The organism is Paenibacillus jepli, from assembly GCF_047238105.1.
Classification (GTDB): domain Bacteria; phylum Bacillota; class Bacilli; order Paenibacillales; family Paenibacillaceae; genus Paenibacillus_D.
Genome location: NZ_JBDFMD010000001.1, coordinates 2,700,967 through 2,717,580, shown reverse-complemented (window position 1 = coordinate 2,717,580; position 16,614 = coordinate 2,700,967). Strand labels below are relative to the sequence as shown.

General features: G+C 57.4%; 16 protein-coding genes. 11 read left to right on the top strand and 5 right to left on the bottom strand.

Translation table 11 applies throughout. The annotated features are described in order from the left end of the window. Nucleotides 1-110: 110 nt before the first annotated feature. Both ABC336_RS12045 and ABC336_RS12040 read right to left on the bottom strand, forming a co-directional pair. Nucleotides 111-533 (bottom strand): hypothetical protein, encoded by a 423-nt coding sequence (locus tag ABC336_RS12045; RefSeq protein ID WP_413238878.1) that lies wholly within the window; start codon nucleotides 531-533, stop codon nucleotides 111-113. Nucleotides 534-640: 107 nt separating this feature from the next. Beyond that, on the bottom strand, nucleotides 641-1,471 hold the full coding sequence (locus tag ABC336_RS12040; RefSeq protein WP_413238877.1) for a hypothetical protein: 831 nt from the start codon (nucleotides 1,469-1,471) through the stop codon (nucleotides 641-643). A 239-nt stretch (nucleotides 1,472-1,710) separates the two neighbouring features. Between ABC336_RS12040 and ABC336_RS12035 the strand changes: the two genes are divergently transcribed. The 6 genes from ABC336_RS12035 (at nucleotide 1,711) to ABC336_RS12010 (ending at nucleotide 6,361) form a co-directional block, all read left to right on the top strand. After that, entirely contained in the window at nucleotides 1,711-2,274 is a 564-nt protein-coding gene (locus tag ABC336_RS12035) for a GNAT family N-acetyltransferase (protein ID WP_413238876.1), read from the top strand. Nucleotides 2,275-2,409: 135 nt separating this feature from the next. Beyond that, on the top strand, nucleotides 2,410-3,291 hold the full coding sequence (locus tag ABC336_RS12030; protein ID WP_413238875.1) for a decaprenyl-phosphate phosphoribosyltransferase: 882 nt from the start codon (nucleotides 2,410-2,412) through the stop codon (nucleotides 3,289-3,291). 24 nt (nucleotides 3,292-3,315) lie between these two features. Further along, the gene (locus tag ABC336_RS12025; protein WP_413238874.1) at nucleotides 3,316-3,645 is read left to right on the top strand and encodes an EamA family transporter; all 330 of its coding nucleotides are present in this window, start codon (nucleotides 3,316-3,318) and stop codon (nucleotides 3,643-3,645) included. A 4-nt stretch (nucleotides 3,646-3,649) separates the two neighbouring features. Next, on the top strand, nucleotides 3,650-3,952 hold the full coding sequence (locus ABC336_RS12020; RefSeq protein ID WP_413238873.1) for an EamA family transporter: 303 nt from the start codon (nucleotides 3,650-3,652) through the stop codon (nucleotides 3,950-3,952). Nucleotides 3,953-4,059: 107 nt separating this feature from the next. Then, nucleotides 4,060-5,367: a DUF6080 domain-containing protein gene (locus ABC336_RS12015; protein ID WP_413238872.1), complete on the top strand. Its 1,308-nt coding sequence runs from the start codon at nucleotides 4,060-4,062 to the stop codon at nucleotides 5,365-5,367. A 103-nt stretch (nucleotides 5,368-5,470) separates the two neighbouring features. Then, the gene (locus ABC336_RS12010) at nucleotides 5,471-6,361 is read left to right on the top strand and encodes a DMT family transporter (protein WP_413238871.1); all 891 of its coding nucleotides are present in this window, start codon (nucleotides 5,471-5,473) and stop codon (nucleotides 6,359-6,361) included. A 103-nt stretch (nucleotides 6,362-6,464) separates the two neighbouring features. On the opposite strand, the gene ABC336_RS12005 is transcribed toward ABC336_RS12010, so the two are convergent. Next, a complete protein-coding gene (locus ABC336_RS12005) occupies nucleotides 6,465-8,135 on the bottom strand; it encodes an ABC transporter substrate-binding protein (protein ID WP_413238870.1) in 1,671 nt (556 codons plus the stop codon). 135 nt (nucleotides 8,136-8,270) lie between these two features. On the opposite strand from ABC336_RS12005, the gene ABC336_RS12000 reads away from it, so the two are divergent. From ABC336_RS12000 to ABC336_RS11980, 5 genes are all read left to right on the top strand, one after another. Continuing rightward, entirely contained in the window at nucleotides 8,271-9,788 is a 1,518-nt protein-coding gene (locus tag ABC336_RS12000) for a DUF4153 domain-containing protein (protein WP_413238869.1), read from the top strand. Nucleotides 9,789-9,996: 208 nt separating this feature from the next. After that, nucleotides 9,997-12,303, top strand: a complete 2,307-nt coding sequence (locus ABC336_RS11995; RefSeq protein ID WP_413238868.1) for a serine hydrolase — start codon at nucleotides 9,997-9,999, stop codon at nucleotides 12,301-12,303. A 169-nt stretch (nucleotides 12,304-12,472) separates the two neighbouring features. Continuing rightward, the gene (locus tag ABC336_RS11990) at nucleotides 12,473-12,820 is read left to right on the top strand and encodes a PadR family transcriptional regulator (RefSeq protein ID WP_413238867.1); all 348 of its coding nucleotides are present in this window, start codon (nucleotides 12,473-12,475) and stop codon (nucleotides 12,818-12,820) included. A gap of 1 nt (nucleotide 12,821) precedes the next feature. Continuing rightward, nucleotides 12,822-13,856 (top strand): HAAS signaling domain-containing protein, encoded by a 1,035-nt coding sequence (locus ABC336_RS11985; protein WP_413238866.1) that lies wholly within the window; start codon nucleotides 12,822-12,824, stop codon nucleotides 13,854-13,856. Nucleotides 13,857-13,925: 69 nt separating this feature from the next. Next, on the top strand, nucleotides 13,926-14,399 hold the full coding sequence (locus ABC336_RS11980) for a hypothetical protein (protein ID WP_413238865.1): 474 nt from the start codon (nucleotides 13,926-13,928) through the stop codon (nucleotides 14,397-14,399). A gap of 230 nt (nucleotides 14,400-14,629) precedes the next feature. On the opposite strand, the gene ABC336_RS11975 is transcribed toward ABC336_RS11980, so the two are convergent. Both ABC336_RS11975 and ABC336_RS11970 read right to left on the bottom strand, forming a co-directional pair. Next, nucleotides 14,630-15,292 carry a hypothetical protein gene (locus tag ABC336_RS11975; RefSeq protein ID WP_413238864.1) on the bottom strand — a complete coding sequence of 221 codons (663 nt, stop codon included), beginning with the start codon at nucleotides 15,290-15,292 and terminating at the stop codon, nucleotides 14,630-14,632. A gap of 268 nt (nucleotides 15,293-15,560) precedes the next feature. Beyond that, complete coding sequence (locus ABC336_RS11970) at nucleotides 15,561-16,478, bottom strand: EamA family transporter (protein ID WP_413238863.1); 918 nt, start codon at nucleotides 16,476-16,478, stop codon at nucleotides 15,561-15,563. Nucleotides 16,479-16,614: the final 136 nt, after the last annotated feature.

The window sequence follows — 16,614 nt, the reverse complement described above, 5'->3', positions numbered from 1 at the left end:
TACTTGAATCCGGTTTCCAGACATCAACAGGGGGCTTCCGCCTTTCTCAGGCTGCGAAGCGCCCCTGTACATGGGCATCTGATCGTCTCATCGCTGCGATAAGAGACGAGTCACACGGCGGTTTGCGGTTCTGTCGCGGGCGAGCCGTCCATCCGCCGGTAAGCGCTCTGACGGAGCAGTTCACGGAGCTCCGAGCGCTGCTGCCGGTAGGCGGCAGGCGACAATGAGCCGCTGCGAACCCGCTGCTCCAGCAGATCGGTCATCTCTCTCACCTGCAGATCGATGACTTCCTCGATGTCGGCCCGCTGGGATGATGCGATATCCGCGAGCGAATCGCCTGCGTACAAACGATCACGCACCTGATCGGGCGAGACATCGAGCAGATGCGTGAGATCGTTGCGCCTGGGACATCTCATGCCTCTTGATGGTCTGCTGACGACGGATCGCTCGCCCGGCTGCTCGCTGCCCATCACACTTCTTATAGTTACCGCAAAGGCCATCGTGCCTGCGATCATCAGTTGTTTCGGGTTCATGCCTGGGTTCCTCATTTCATGGGGTTAGCCGTTAGTGCGGACAGCTATTGTGCTGCCCCATTATGATTAACCAGGCGGGCGTCGCCGTAAACGCCTTTTTTCGGTAATTATGGGCGCGGCAGCTCTCGCTCTACCTTGGCTACGATATCGCTGATCTTCACTTCCAGCCCATGCTGTTTTTGTTTCTCGGCTACGAGCTGTCCGGAGACCTTGACGAGTGTCGCAAAGGCGCTGGAAGCCGCTGGCGCATCATTGCTGCGCACTGCCTGATTGGCTGCTTTCCAGGCCGTTGCCGCGTGTTTTTTGGTCGCACTGATCGTACTCTTGGACGCGCGGACCTGCACCTTGACCGGATCGACGGCAGCGAGCATATCTCTCAGCTTTTTTGTCGTTTTGGTCTTTGCAGCCTTGGCAGTCTTGAGGGCATCTTCTTTGCTGCGGATGTCGCTTTTGGCCACTTGAACCGCCCATTTCAGCTGATCAGACTGAGATCGGAGCCGGGCATTCAGCTCCTTGTTTTTGAGTGGTTTGGCGGCGGCGATCTGCTTGTTCAGCGAAGCGTTCATGTCCAGTATTGGCTTGTATCGGGCCTTGCTCTGTTGCACCTGCTGTTCAAGCTGGGCGATCTTGCGGTCATCGATCTGCCGGATCGCTGTGCGGAGCTTGGCCATCCGTTCCTCAGTAGCGTAATGCAGGGTGCGTATCCGCTCATCCCATTCCGCTTCCTGGGACTGATGGGCCTGCACCTGCTTATACTGCGTATCCAGCTTGACTGCTGTCGTCTTGTCTGTCTTGGCGATCAGCTCGGTAAGAGCTTTCTTGCTCGTGCTGGTCAGCTCGTATGTGCTGGCCGAGGCCTGCGGGAGCAGGACGGTGAGCAGGACGACGAGCGCCAGTGCGGCAGCGGTGACACGGTACAACCCTTCCTTCCGTTTCATTCCTTTGGATAACCTCCTTTAGCAGTTTGTCCGGATCCCGAGCGACACAAAAAAAGCACCCGCAAGAGGGCGCGCATGCGCCGCTCCTTACGGGTGCTTCCAACGTAAGTGATGATCGGAATTCGGTTCCCCACAACTATAACCCGGTCTTGTTAAAGCTGTCAAGAGCTGGGAGGCAGGTTTGATCCGGGGGTGTCAGGGGTATCTTAAATAATAAACTTCGCAGGAGGCGGCCTATATTGAACTGGTATAACAAGCTGAACAATTACTTCCCGGAGCATGAGATGAAGGCGCCGGAGCATCTGCAGGGACTCATCGAAGACAAAGACATCTATCACAAGGACGAGGATGAGCATTATCTCGTCCTCTATGCCGAATTCCCTACCTTCCTGTTCATCGACTATCTGCTCGTTACCGGCAATGTGAGGGGGAAGGGGATCGGCACGCAGCTGCTGAACCGTTATAAGGCTAAGGGCAAGATGATCCTGCTCGAGGCCGAGCCGCCCGATGAAGAAGACGCCGACACCTGCCGCAGGATGCAGTTCTACGAGCGCAACGGCTTCCGCCATGCCGACCAGATCATCTACGAACGCGAGGATGGGGAAGGCAACCCTTTTGAGATGCACATCCTGTACTGGTATCCGGAGGAGGCGCGCTATACACAGAAGCAAGTGATGGAGCATATGGCCGAAGCCTGCCGGGAGATCCACAACTTCCGGGCCAAGCGCTACTATGGCAAGCAACAGGTCGTCGTCCCGGAGGAAGTGCTCAGCTGGCAGAGCACAACCAAGACCAAGAGCTGATCGGTTTACCGGCGTTCCGTTCACCCTCGGATGAACGGGACGTTTGTCTTTTTTTCTGGTAATATAAGATCACATGCATTGAAATGGAGGATTCAGGAATTGGCGGTAGGGAACAATGCAAGAAGAGTGCAAGACATGAAGGCGGCCAGGGTGTCCATGCCTGCATTGCTGCTCCGGCAGCTCAGGCCCAAGCAGTGGACTAAGAATCTGCTCGTGTTCGCGGCGCTGCTGTTTTCCTTTGACCGGATCGCTCCAGGTACCGTTGCGGCCTCGCTGGCCGGCTTTTTGCTGTTCAGCTTCGTAGCGGGCTGCGTCTATATCATCAACGATGTGGCCGACCGCGAAGCCGACCGGCACCATCCGACCAAGCGACTGCGCCCGATCGCCTCAGGGGCGCTGCGGCCGGGGACGGCCCTGATCTTCGGCGGCCTCCTGCTGGCGGGCTCGCTGACAGCGGCTTATGCGATTAATCCGCTGTTTATGGTATTGCTGACGGGTTACTTTGCACTCAATGTATCCTATTCTTTCAAATTGAAGCACATGGTTATTATTGATATCATGACGATCGCGGCCGGCTTCGTCCTGCGGGCGATTGCGGGCGGCCTTGTCATCCATGTGCCGTTTACACCGTGGTTCCTGCTCTGTACGCTGCTGCTGTCGCTCTTCCTGGCGATCGGCAAGCGGCGGCAGGAGCTGGTGCTGCTCGGAAGCGGCGTCGGTACGCATCGCGAGGTGCTCTCCCTCTACTCGCTCCCGCTGCTGGATCAGTTGACGAGCATCGTCACGACTGCGACGATCATGGCCTACTCGCTCTTCACCTTTACCTCGGAGCGGACGATCCATCTGATGTGGACGATCCCGCTGGTGCTCTATGGCATCTTCAGGTACCTCTATCTGATCCACATCGAAGGCAAGGGCGGCTCCCCGGACCGGGTGCTCCTGGAGGACAGGCCGCTGCTGGCGACGGTCGTTATTTACGTCATCAGCGTTCTCTGTATATTGGCATGGTTCGAATGAGGCAAGAGAGGGGGAGGTCAAGCGATGGCGATGAGCGGCCGCCGGCATGCCGGCAAGGCGCTGATGGTGCTGGCTGCATTTCTGACGGCAACGGGCCAGCTGTTCTGGAAGTGGGGGCATCACAATCTGTTCTATATGGGAGCGGGCTTCGTCTGTTACGGAGCAGGGGCGGTGTGTATGATCAAGGCATATGCGAGCGAGCAGCTGTCGGTGGCTTATCCGCTGATGTGCCTGAGCTACGTGTTCGCTTTGATCTATGGCGATCTGCTGCTCGGAGAGGAGCTGACCTGGCGCAACACAGCTGCCGTAGGATTGATTGGCGTCGGCGTCACACTGACTTCTTATGATAAATAGTGTCTTGTATCTGCTGCTTGTCCTCATGACCGTGTGCGGTGCGGTTGGCAGCGTCTTGTTTAAAGTATTTGCGGAGTCTCGTCAAAAGCGGATTTTGCTCGCAGCCTTGTTCTGCTACGGACTGGGTGCGTTGCTTAATATATACCTGCTGGCCTACCTGCCCTATACGGTGGTGATGCCTGCCAATGCCATGACATTTATCTGGACACTGCTGCTGGCAAGGAAGGTATTCCAGGAGCGGATCGGCGCAGCCAAGCTGGCGGGTGTGGCTTGCATCGTCGCGGGAGTTGTGCTGTTGCTCACATGAGAGCTTGGTGGATGGACTAATACATGTGGTCATCCGGCCGCATCATGACGCCGGCCCCCGCGGGCCGGGAGTTGCGCGTTGAAAGAAACGTTGGAGGGAATGTAATCATGCGTTTTTGGAGTTTTCTCCTGCGCAGCAGAGCGGACAATGCAACGGCGTTTGCTTTGTTTATCCTGCTGGGCGGTTTTTATGTAGCGATGAACCTGCCTCTCGTGCAGTTCATGCAAGAGCATGAGGCGCTGCTGCAGCAGTACAGCCCGTTTTACGGGGCACCGTTCACGTTGAACCTGTTCAATTTTGACCCGTCCATGTACTATCCGGCGGGAGCGCCGACAATCATCCATCCGGTGAAGGATCTTCTGGCGGTGCCGCTGGCGTGGGTCGCAGGACAATGGGGCGGGCATCTATTCTTCCTGGTGCTGCAGTCGGCTCTCAATGCGCTCAGCGCGTCGCTGCTATTCTACAGCATCCGGCGCAGTGGCGGCGGGTTGTGGATGGCGGCCGTGTGGGCGCTGTTTTTCGGGATGAGCTCGTACAGCCTGTTCACCTCGCTGATCCCCGATTCTTATCCCTATGTGCAGCTGATGATCCTCTTCTCGCTGGTATATCTGCAGTACACCCGGGCGGCTGCTGCAGAGGGAGGCAAGCTGTGGCCGCAAGCCTCGCTGGCAGCCGCCAACTTCGCTCTTACCTCGACTAATGTGGCGACGTTCATGGCGGGCGTCTTCGTCAATCTGCTGGACGGCAGACGCTCCTGGGGCGCTGCGCTGCGCCGGTTCCTGCGGATCGGCACAGCAGCGTTGCTGCTGGCGCTGGCGCTCACAGGGCTCCAATGGCTGATGTTCGGCGGCACTACCTGGCTCACCGGCTGGCGGCAGGGGCTGGCTGGCGGCGGCTTTAGCTATGTCGCCCCGTTCTCTTGGGCCCATCACTGGCAGGCCTTTTATATGCTGTTCGTCAATCCAGTGCTGACGCCGGCGCTTGATTTCATCGACCCGGGCCTGGCCGCCTTTGTGACCGATCTCTCGCGGCCGTACCCGCTGCATGTTCACATGGTGGGCGGGCTGCTGATCGTCCTGGCGCTGCTGGGATGGTACAAGGGGAGACGCACCCGGGAGGCCTGGATCCCCGCCGTCTATATCGGCTTTGCGCTGCTGCTGCATCTTGTCATCGGGTTTGGGCTTGGTGCCTTCCGGTATGATATGTATCTGTACGCCGGGCATTTCCTGTTTGCTTTATTTTTGCTGGCCGCAAGCTTTCTTATTCAGCTTCGCAGCGCGAAGGTGAGACAGTGGTTATTTGTACTGATCTGTTTGTGCGTACTGATCACTCTCGTCCATAATGTGCTTCGCCACGCCGATGCGCTGGAGACGATCCGGGCGGCGTACAGTGTCTTGGCGGGGCCGGCCGGCTGAGACGCCAAGCGAGTGTCAGCTGCAAGCATTATCCATCTACATCCTGTTCGCAGTATGCTACAATAGCCCAAGGTTTTAAGAATGAACTGAAGGTGGAATTGAAGTGGGATACGTTTTTTTGCTCCTCGCCACACTGGCTTGGAGCTTTGTTGGCTTGCTCGTCAAGTCGGCTTCGACGATGGTCGACGCATCAATGATCACCTTCGCCAGATTCAGTCTGGGCATCTTCTTCCTTGGTCTGTTCCTGCTGCTGAAGGATGGCCGGATCCAGCTGCGGAGCCATTTGAAGTGGATCTGGCTAGGTGCGGCAGGCAAGTCGATCAATTATATCTTCGAAAATATTGCCATCTCGATGGGTTATGCCTACGGCAACATCCTGATCCCGCCGATTCAGACGGTGGTTCTGCTGTTGGTCTCGCCTTTGCTGTTCAAGGAGCACGTCTCGGGCAAAGGCTGGATCGCTGCCGCCTGCTGTATGGCGGGCGTCCTGGCGATCAGTTGGAACGGACAGCCGCTGGATGACTTGCTGGGGGGCAGCGGCTGGATCACGCTGCTGTTTGCCTGCTCGGCTGTCGGCTCGGCGCTGCATGTGCTCAGCCAAAAACAGCTGGTCCAGGCCATGGACAACGGCAGCATGAATTTCTCGGTCTTCTTCTGGTGCAGCGTGCTGACGGCGCTGCCGCTGCCGATGCAGTCGGAGGGCTTCATCGGTCCGATGAGCGTCTGGGCCTGGCTGGCGCTGGCCGCGCTGGGGCTGATTACGGGCCTCAGCTTTGTCTGGTTCTCCGAGGCGGTGCGGCGGGTGCCCTTCCCGATGATCATCATCGTCAGCAACAGCATGGTGCTGTTCACGATTCTCTGGTCCTTTCTGTTCCTCGGCGAACCGATCACGGTGTATATTATCGGCGGTACGGTGATGTTCTTCCTGGGACTGCTGCTGCTCAATCTACCGCTCATGAAAGCGAAGGCGAAGACGACGACGGAGCGGGCCTGACGCGAATAAATGAACGAATAAGCCCTGGGCATTCCCGCATAAGCGGCGCCCGGGGCTTCTTTTCGGAGCAAAGTCCGGCTCAAATGGCGCATGACGCCTCGGGTCAGTGAACCGGAGGAAACCACAGCTTGCGCAGATCCATCCACCCTTGAGCACCCAAGGCGACCCCGCGGACGGAGGGCAGATACGCGGCTTGCACCGGCTTCTCGTACAGGATGTGCAGCTGATGCTCGGCAACGAGCGCGGCCTCGAGCTCGTCGAAGTGCATCATGCGCCGTTCGGTCTCGGCCTCGGCAGAGACGGCCTGCAGCGTGCGGTCCACACGTTCGGCGGCGGTGCTGTCCAGATGGGACTGCATCGTGGCATAGAGATCATACAGCCTAAGCTGCACGTCCTGGTCCCGGAGCAGCGAGAAGAGGATGAGGTCGGCGCTCAGCCGTCGTTCGCCCTTGAAGGCGTCGGGACTCGCTGTTGTCACTTCGCAGCGATAGCCGGCGCTGGCCAGCCGGTCTGCCGCTTGTCGAGCATCCTCGCGGTAATGCTCGATCGTCATCAACCGGAGCGGTTCCGCAAGCAGAGGAGAGGAGTCTGGTACCGGATGCGGGGAGCTTTCCGCGAGGGCAGCCATCACCGCCGACCGGACGGCGGGACGGGTCAGCGGCCCTCCCCGCTTGGTGTTGCAGGTGATGAATTTGCAGACCCGCGTCTCTGAGGAGATCCGGCTCCAGCCTGTATCCGGAGCGCCTGCATGGTGCATGATGTGGAAAGGAGCATGCGGGTCAGGCTGCGCATGGCCGGACGCCCAAGGCACATGGACGATCTCCACCCGATCCAGTTGGGCCCGTCCCAGATGGTAGTGGGGGTTGGCTTCCAGGACACAGAGTGCAGGTTCCCAGTGGACGGGCTTGAACGGCCCTGTGCCTGCAGGGGGAGTTGCGGCCTGAGACGCGGATGATCGACCATCGCTGCGGGAGATGATGCCTGCCCGGCTGGTGCTGAGCAGCGGCAGGAACAGCTCGTGCGCCGACGTCAGCTCGATTGCGACGACTGCGGGCGTCAAGGCACGGACCGAGCGGATGAGGCGGAACAGGGTCCCGTACAGTGTGCGCCGGGCGGGATGGATCAGCCGTTCCAGCGAATAGACCACATCGTCTGCCGTCAGCGTCCGCCCATCGTGAAAGTTTACGCCTTTGCGCAGATAGAATGTCCATCTCCGACCCTCTGCCTCCGACTCCCAAGCGTGGGCCAGACCCGGCAACATCTCGCCGTTCTCCCTCGAACGGCGGACGAGCACGTCATAGACATGGCTGGAGACAAAAGATTCGGCAACCAGATTCATGGTGAGCGGGTCGATGGAGTGCAGCTGTTCCCTGATCGGCAGCCGCAGGATGTCGATCTGGCGATCCTGCCGGACCTCGGCACGGTGGCCGAAGTACGAAGCCAGCCACACCTCAAACGGTTCTTCCTTGTCGGTAGCCGCGTGGCTGACGAGTTGCTCCAGCGAGCGTCGGAGTTGATTGCTGTTCATCGCCTGATGCAGGGAGGCGCGGGCGATCTCTCGGGGCTCTGCCAGAAATCGCAGCGAAGAGCGGCGTGCGCGGCCGCGGCGCGAGTTCCAGTCGATCCAGCCGAGAGCGGCCAGCTTGCCCATGATGGTGACGGCGCTGCGGTGGGTGCAATCCAGCGTTTCGGCGATGTCCGCAAGCGTTAGCTCGATCTCATCCACACTGCCGAAACGCTTGTGCAGCTGCAAGTATTGCAGGTTCAGCTTCATAGATGTTCACCTCCTGAATCAAACTGGCGATCTAAAATGTGAAATTCCCGCACTTTCATTTCTCTTTATTTTCTTATTTTAATGCCTAGAATAAAGAATGAGAAGTCGCAGATTTAAAAGGGGGATTCATTCATTATGAACGAGCAAACGCCGCTGCATCCGTCCGTTGCAAAAGGAGCGGCTGCGGCGCTGGCAGCGGCTGCGATCCTGGCCATCGTGCATCAGTATTTGTTCTTCGGGCATCCTTTTGGCATTTCACATCCGCTATTCGTAGCCTTGTTCTACGGGTATATGCTGACGTTCGGCCGCCCGATCCTGCGGCCCGTGGGGGCGCTGGACTGGCTGCTGGCAGGTGTGATAGCGTTGCTGTCGCTTACCTTCGTCTGGTTCCATAATCCGGTGCTGCGGGCGCTGAATACGCTCGCTGTGCCGGTGCTGGTCTTCATCCAGTTCACGCTGCTGCTCAGCCGCCGCCGCTACGGCTACTGGGATGCCCGGCTGCTAGCGGATGCACTGGATCATCTGGTGCCGCAGAGCATACGGCACTGGCCCACGGCGGTCCGTACAGCGGGGCGGCTGTTAACCGGGGTGAGAGAGGGAGGCGGCCGCTCGGGCAACACACAGACGAGCCGGGTCCTGATCGGCCTCATCGTGGCCGCACCGCTGCTGCTGGTCATCCTCAGTCTGCTCGCCTCAGCGGACGGGGTATTCCATTACGCCCTGGCGTCCGTGCCGGACTGGCTCGGGACGATCTCCATGAGCAGCTGGTTCTGGCGGGTGGTATGGGCCGCGATGATGGCGCTATTGCTCTTTACTTATCTGTGGGGGTTCAGGGACAGTGCCGAATACGATTGGGAACAAACCTTGCGCTCGGGAGAGGCTCTTGTGCCTGCAAGGCGCGCCAGGGCCGCGATCGACCCAGTGATCGCGGTAACGGTGCTCGTCTCGGTAACGGTGGTCTATGTGCTATACGTCGGCGTACAGCTGTCCTATCTGTTTGGCGCGTGGGAGGGGGTACTGCCGGAGGGGCTGACTTATGCCGACTACGCAAGGCAGGGCTTCGCGGAGCTGATGGCTGTAAGTGGCATCAACCTGGCTCTGCTGATGGGGACGCTATTGCTGGTTCGCAGCGCCGAGGGCGGAGTAAATCGGGTGATTCGTGTGCTGCTGCTGGTTATCGTCGGCTGCACGGGCGTGATGCTCAGCTCGGCATTCTCGCGGCTGCAGCTGTACGAGGAAGCCTATGGCTACACGTATTCCCGGTTCCTGGCCCATGCATTTATGTTCTATGTCGGTGCGCTCCTGCTCATCGGGGCTCTGCGCACCATCGTCAGGAAGCTGTCTCTGGGGCGGTGCTTCATCATGGTCAGTCTGGTGGCCTACATTATGCTGAACTACGCCCAGATGGATGCCCGGATCGCCGCCGGCAATATCGAGCGTTACCAGGTCAGCGGCAAGCTGGACGAAGATTACCTGCTGGGTCTGTCAACGGATGCGACGCCTTTACTGGTACACTTTCGGGAGACTGACTATCCTCAGCTCAGACTGGAAGATCACGCACGCTGGAACCATCTCATGGAGCATCGTGGGTGGCAGTCCTTCAACTGGTCCTATCACCGAGCGGCTAAGGCTGTCGCAAGCTTAAGGGAATAAATTTGTCACGTAAACTAACTTTATAAGATAATTGTATGTCTTGTTCAGTTTTTATGAGAATTTGCATATAAAAAGAAGGAAACCTATGTTTTAAGCGTTTTAATGATGAATTTTAGTGCTTGTGTGTCGTTTGTTTGAGACGCTATACTCCCTTAAGTGATGTTTGTCTGCGTCATATAATATGACGGCTTACGAAAGGGGAAAGCATATGAAGAGAAAGTACAAGCTGCCTGTCCTGAAAGTTGCCTTGGCGGCGGCGCTGGCCGTCACCGCATGTCTGCCGTCCGCGTTGAACCGAGGTGCCGCGGACGCCGCTGAACCCGCCGATTGGCAGGGTCTCCGGACTGTCGTCCAGCCCATCGTCGAAGCGGCGGAGGAGCAAGGCGTCCGGGTGTCCGTCTCGATCCAGGATCTAAGCGGGGCCTTCGGCCATCAACGCTTGTCGCTCGGCTCCACGGAGAGCTATATGCCCGCAAGCACGATCAAGCTGGCGCTGGCGGCAGCCCTGATGCAGCAGGTGGACAAGGGCGAGCTGTCGCTGTCGGACGAAGTCGAGGTGACGCCGGAGGATGTCGTGGGCGGGACCGGCTCGCTGAAGGAGGAGACCTTCCCGCAGCAGGTGACGCTGGAGCGGCTGGCGCGGCTGATGATTACGCAGTCGGACAATACGGCGACCAATGTGCTGATCGACGTCGTCGGGCTGGAGACGGTGCAGCAGCTGATGGATGAGCTCGGTCTGACCGTCATGCATCTGGGCCGCAAGATGTTTGCCTCGGCTCCGACGCCGGAGCAGGACAATTATATCGATGCCGCTGATCTGACAACCTTGTTGGAGGAGATCTATCAGGGGGAAGTGCTGAGCGAAGCGTCGAGCGGTCAGTTGATCGCCTGGATGGGCGAGCAGGAGGTCGATACGAAGTTCGGCAGCGCGCTGCCGCAGGCGCCGATCGCACACAAGACGGGGGAGAATGCCAATGTCACGCATGATGCCGGCTACTTCCTGGTACCGGGACGGGAGCTCGCGATCAGCGTGCTTACTGAGGTGACGACAACGACGGAATTTAGCGAAGCGCAGGCGGTAGGCAACCCCATCGTCCAGCGGATCGCAAAAGCGGTGTACAACTATCAGCTTGATTATGCATCGGCGTCCGTCTCGCCGCTGCACCTGCCGCAGTTGGTCCGGTCGGTCGAACCGCTGATCCAGGATGCATCGGAGCGGGGGATTCGGGTCTCCGTGGCAATCAAGGATTTGAGCGGCAGTTTTGGCTATAAAGAACTGCATCTCGGCTCCCGGCAGCCTTACATGCCCGCAAGCACGATCAAGCTGGCGCTGGCGGCAGCCCTGATGCAGCAGGTGGACAAGGGCGAGCTGTCGCTGTCGGACGAAGTCGAGGTGACGCCGGAGGATGTCGTGGGCGGGACCGGCTCGCTGAAGGAGGAGACCTTCCCGCAGCAGGTGACGCTGGAGCGGCTGGCGCGGCTGATGATTACGCAGTCGGACAATACGGCGACCAATGTGCTGATCGACGTCGTCGGGCTGGAGACGGTGCAGCAGCTGATGGATGAGCTCGGTCTGACCGTCATGCATCTGGGCCGCAAGATGTTTGCCTCGGCTCCGACGCCGGAGCAGGACAATTATATCGATGCCGCTGATCTGACAACCTTGTTGGAGGAGATCTATCAGGGGGAAGTGCTGAGCGAAGCGTCGAGCGGTCAGTTGATCGCCTGGATGGGCGAGCAGGAGGTCGATACGAAGTTCGGCAGCGCGCTGCCGCAGGCGCCGATCGCACACAAGACGGGGGAGAATGCCAATGTCACGCATGATGCCGGCTACTTCCTGGTACCGGGACGGGAGCTCGCGATCAGCGTGCTTACTGAGGTGACGACGACTGGCGTGTTCAGTGAAGCTCAGACGATCGGCAATCCCATCGTACAGGAGATTGCCCGGGCGGTGTATGGGGTTTTGACTTATGAGCATCCGTATACCGATGTGCCGGAGCACCATTGGGCGGCCCCCAGTATTCGCCAAGCCGCAGCAGCGGGGCTGACCGAGGGGATGCCAGACGGGCGCTTTGAACCGGACGCTCCGGTGACCCGAGCTCACTATGCCGCGCTTCTCGCCCGAACACTGCAGCTCCACGCAGCGGCTGATCCGGTCTTCGTCGATGTCGAAGCCGGCAGTTGGTACGCCAGCGCCATCGCAGCTGTGCATGAAGCGGGCATCGTCAGCGGCGGAGCGGGGGAGGCTTTTCATCCCGAGGCGTTGCTGACCCGGGCGGAGTTGGCTGTGATGACGCTTCGCGCGTATGAATATGCTGGTGGCGGGCTGCCGGTCGAATCGGGAGCCGAAGCTTATGCCGATGAGTCGAGGATCCCGGCTTGGGCATTGACGGCGGTCCGGCAGGCCCGGCAGTTGGGGGTGCTGGAAGGCTATCCGGACGGCAGCTTCCAACCGGACGGTACTGCATCCAGAGCTGAGGTCATCAAAGTCATCACCGGTTTGTGGAATACTTAACCTAATTAATTGCTGAAATCAAGAGCCTTCTCACTTCTATCCGGAGTGAGAAGGCTCTTTTTGCCGTCTTGTACTAAATGAGATGTCGCATGCTATTGTTAAATCAATTATATTATACTATTTACAATAGTGTGCGACATACACTATAATCGATTCAGGAGTTGATAAGATGAGCGATGTGAAAGAACTGACAGCCTCTTTGTCGCAGGAGCTGCGGCGCGGCACGATCATCATCGGCGTGCTGAGCCAGTTGGCTGAGCCGCAATATGGCTATTCGCTAGTCTCGGTGCTGGAAGAGAAGGGGTTCGGGGTCGAGCCGGGTACCTTATATCCGCTGCTGCGACGGCTGGAGAAGCAGGGGCTGCTGGAGAGCCAATGGGACACCAACGAGACGAGACCGCGCAAGTATTATCTGCTCAGCCCGCTTGGGTCTGAAGTGTACCGTGAGCTTATGGCGGAATGGCGGCGGATGGCAGAAGGGCTGGAGCGTCTGATGAGAGAGCAGGGGAGTGGATAAGATGGAATTAGTCGAACGTTATATAGCAGCAGTTACAGGAAGGTTGCCCCATCAGCAGCGCAGCGAGATCGAGCGGGAATTGCGCGGGCTGATCGAAGATATGCTGGAGGAACGGAAGGGCGGCAGGGAAGCGTCGGAGTCGGAAATTGAAGCGGTGCTGATCGAGCTAGGACACCCGCGCAAGCTGGCTGACGGGTATCGGGGCAGCCCGCGTTATCTGATCGGCCCGGCCTTGATGGATTCGTATATGGCCGTGCTTAAGATTGTTCTGTTCACGGTCTTGTCCATCATGAGCGTCATCTTTGCAGTAGAGGTGATCCTTGAGCCTGCGGAGACCATGCATCATCTTGTGGAATACACGCTTTCGCTTTTGGCGGCCGGTGTGCAAGGGTTTGCCTGGGTAACTGTCATCTTTGCCTTCCTTGAATACAGGGGTGTTGGGGCATGGGATGTCACGGGCAAGCGGGAGGAGGACTGGGAGCCTGCGGATCTGCCGCCGCTCACTGAGGGCAAGCTGGAGATCAAGCGGTCGGAGCCGATTGTCGGAATCGTCTTCTCTGTTCTGATCCTGGTGGCGGTCTGGTATTCACCACAGTGGATCGGGATCCACCGCTTTTTGGATGGCGAGTGGCTCGTGGTGCCGTTCTTTGATCCGGAGAAGCTCCAGGTCTTGGTGTATGTTCTGCTTGCGATGTTTGCGCTGCAGCTCGCCAAGGATGCTGTGAAGCTGATCTTCCGCAGGTGGACGTTCAAGCTGGCTGGGATCAATCTGCTGTTTAATCTGGCGACGATCGGTTTGTTCATCCTGGCTTTCCAAGTGTATGAACCATGGAACCCCGACTTTATGGTAGGGATGTTTGAGATCGGGCTGGTCGATCTTGGCGGCGACAGATACGACGCGGTGTCGGCCGTCTGGGAAGCGGTGACCGAGTATTTTGTCCTAGTGGCGATCATTATTTGTATCTGGGATGCGGCTGCAGCATACTACAAAGTGTTCTCCGGCGCGGCATCGGCAAGGGCGAAGCGGGCGACATAGGTGATTGAGTTTCACATGCCTCTCCAGTATAATCTTCTAGAGACATGACAGGATTATGGAGGCAAGTGGATGATGGTTCGAATCTTGGCCGTGTTGGGCGGCTTAGTAATCGTACTGGGCTTGATCAGCTTCTTCACGATGCGGCCGGCACCGCAGCCTGGCGAAGAGAAGCTGGCCGGTTGCGGGCAAGTGGACCCCGAGCTGGTCGCCATCGACAGGGAGAAGGCGGAGATCGCCAAGGTGTTCGAGCTGGTGAAGCGTCACGCGCCCATCGATCAGCCCCGGACGGATATCAAGCTGTACGAGGGCGCATTGTTTGAATCGGTGATTCCTTGGGACGCTCATATTTTGGAGGTTACCCTGACCGATTTCGGAGCTCCGAGAGTGACGATTGATTATTACAATCTGGAAGGGCGCACGGTCGTCACTTACTTTGAGAGCGGTCGGGTCGACAAAATGTTCCGTGAGCATAACTGCAACTGGGCGCTGCTCAATGAAGACGGCGAGATCCGGCAGCTGGATATGCAGAATAAAGAAAGTTGATAGACCAAGGTGAAACCCCGAAGATTTCCTTCGAGCATTTTCTCCAACAGATCGTTCTGGTCTTCGCAAGAGGAAGCCCGTCGATGGGCTTGCGAGGGAAACCCTTATTTTGGGTTATGGGAGGCGCCCGTAGTCCCCATTCAGGACACTCACTGTAGATGCCCCCATGCAGGTATACAAAGAAAGAAGCCGCTCTCTTATTTAAGAGATACGGCTTCTTTCACGTTAACTTATTTCACTACATATTTGCTCAATGCTTCTTCTTTCAATATATTAAAATGATCTACATGCTCCCCGATGTACTCAAGATCATTTAACTGTTCTTCGCTAATAGTAAATCCTTGGAAAGGCTCTGCTGGATCTGCCTTCTCAACATTAAATTTCCCTTGAAACGTACCATTGATTGCATAGGTGTTTTCGCCAGTCTTCCTTAAAAACAAGAGGTATTTATCCTCATTATTCATTTTCACGTAACCTTCCAACGTAACTAATACATCCTCAGTAATAACTGCAGATTCCATTACCGTCACAGGATGGTCTGTTGGAATATCTCCTTTAAGAACTTGGTCAATTTGAACAGAAGTTTGACTTAACTGGTCTACAATGACACCCTCGTCCGTTTTTACATCGTACAAGCCTTGGTCATTCACTGCATGCCCAATAGCGACGATCTCTGTAGCAGAGTCAAGAATAGAGAAATCATTAAAGAAGACCAGTTTTGCTTGAGTTGTAGAAATCTTATATTCCTTTTGTTGAATTGTCTCATTTATTTCATTAGGAGCAGCCTTTGTTTCAAGGGTAGGTGTCTCCTTGCCTAAAGTGTCTGTACTTGCGTATATAACAACTCCCATAGCAACGGCCAAAACGGGGATGATAGCTTTACGAATTTTCATTGTGCGGCGCTCGCACACGAACGGACACAGTAGCTCTTATTTCGAGCATGGGCGTGTGTTTAGAGCTGCTTGCGGACAGAGGATCCGTTATCGGTCTGTAAACGGGGGCTAACGGGCATAAAACCAGCGCATAACGGATCGTGTGTCCGCAGGGCCGGTTCCTGGCGGGCTTTTGTGCAAACAGAGCCTATTGTGTCCGTATCGCAGTGCGAACCTGCGTGAGCAGGGTTTGTACTTGCGGCGCCAGCGAACATGCCTGGCAAGATGCTCAGAACATGCGGAGCAGGACGATGCCGATGAAGGCGGTAGCCATGCCGGTCAGCTCCAGCGGGGTGAACCGCTCCCGGAGATAGATCCGGGTGTATAGCAGGATGATCAGTACGTTGAGCGCGATCACCGCCGAGACGAGCGAGGTGATGCCAGTCTCGAATGCCGACAGGATGAGCACCATGCCGCTAATATTGGTCAATCCGACGACGAGGCCGGCGAGGAAGGTGTTCCGCGGCGTCCAGCGGATGCGTCCCCGTCCCGCTTGCGGAGTGGAAGCGGGGGCTGGCTGCTCCTGCACCCGTACGGACAGTGAGGCCGCTGCAGCCCGGCTCCGCTGCTCGATCCCCCAGCTGAGGCCGAAGCAGAGCGTGCCGGTAATGAACATGAAGAACAAGGTAGGAAACATGTCCGCGCCAAGGATTGTCGACAGCTTGCCGGTCACGTCGTTCATGCCGAAGCACAGCGTCGCCAGCAGTCCCCAGCCAGCTCCTTGCAGATTATCCAGCGACAAATCGTTGGAGTAACGGACGAGCAGGATGCCACTGACAATAACGACAAATGATAATAGCTGCCACATGCTGAGTGTCTCGCCCCAGAGCAGATAGGCAAGGAAGACGACAACAACCGGCGGCAGGGCGGTCAGGATCGCGATGAGCGAAGGCTTGCCGACAGCGAAGCCCTTGAACATGCAGGCATTGGCTCCGTAAGAGAAGAATCCCATCATCATCCCGGTCAAGGCCGAGAGACTCCAGGTCTGACCGTAGATGAAGACGCCGAGCAAGCTGAGGACGGCGCCAGTGCAGAAGACGCCGCACAGCATCAGGCTGCGGTCGAGCCGCTGCCTGGAGGCAGCGTGATACAGGATGCCGCGAAGCCCGAAGCTGACAGCGGCCAGAAGCGACAGAATAAGCCACATGATGTACAAAAACTCCTTCACAGCCTAGTATTCCTAATGCTAAGGTTCATTTGGCGTCCCGTCAAGACGTCCATGATCCAGAACTTTGAAATGTGCGGCTGCCTGTGTCTATAATAAGAGAGAACAAATACCAGAA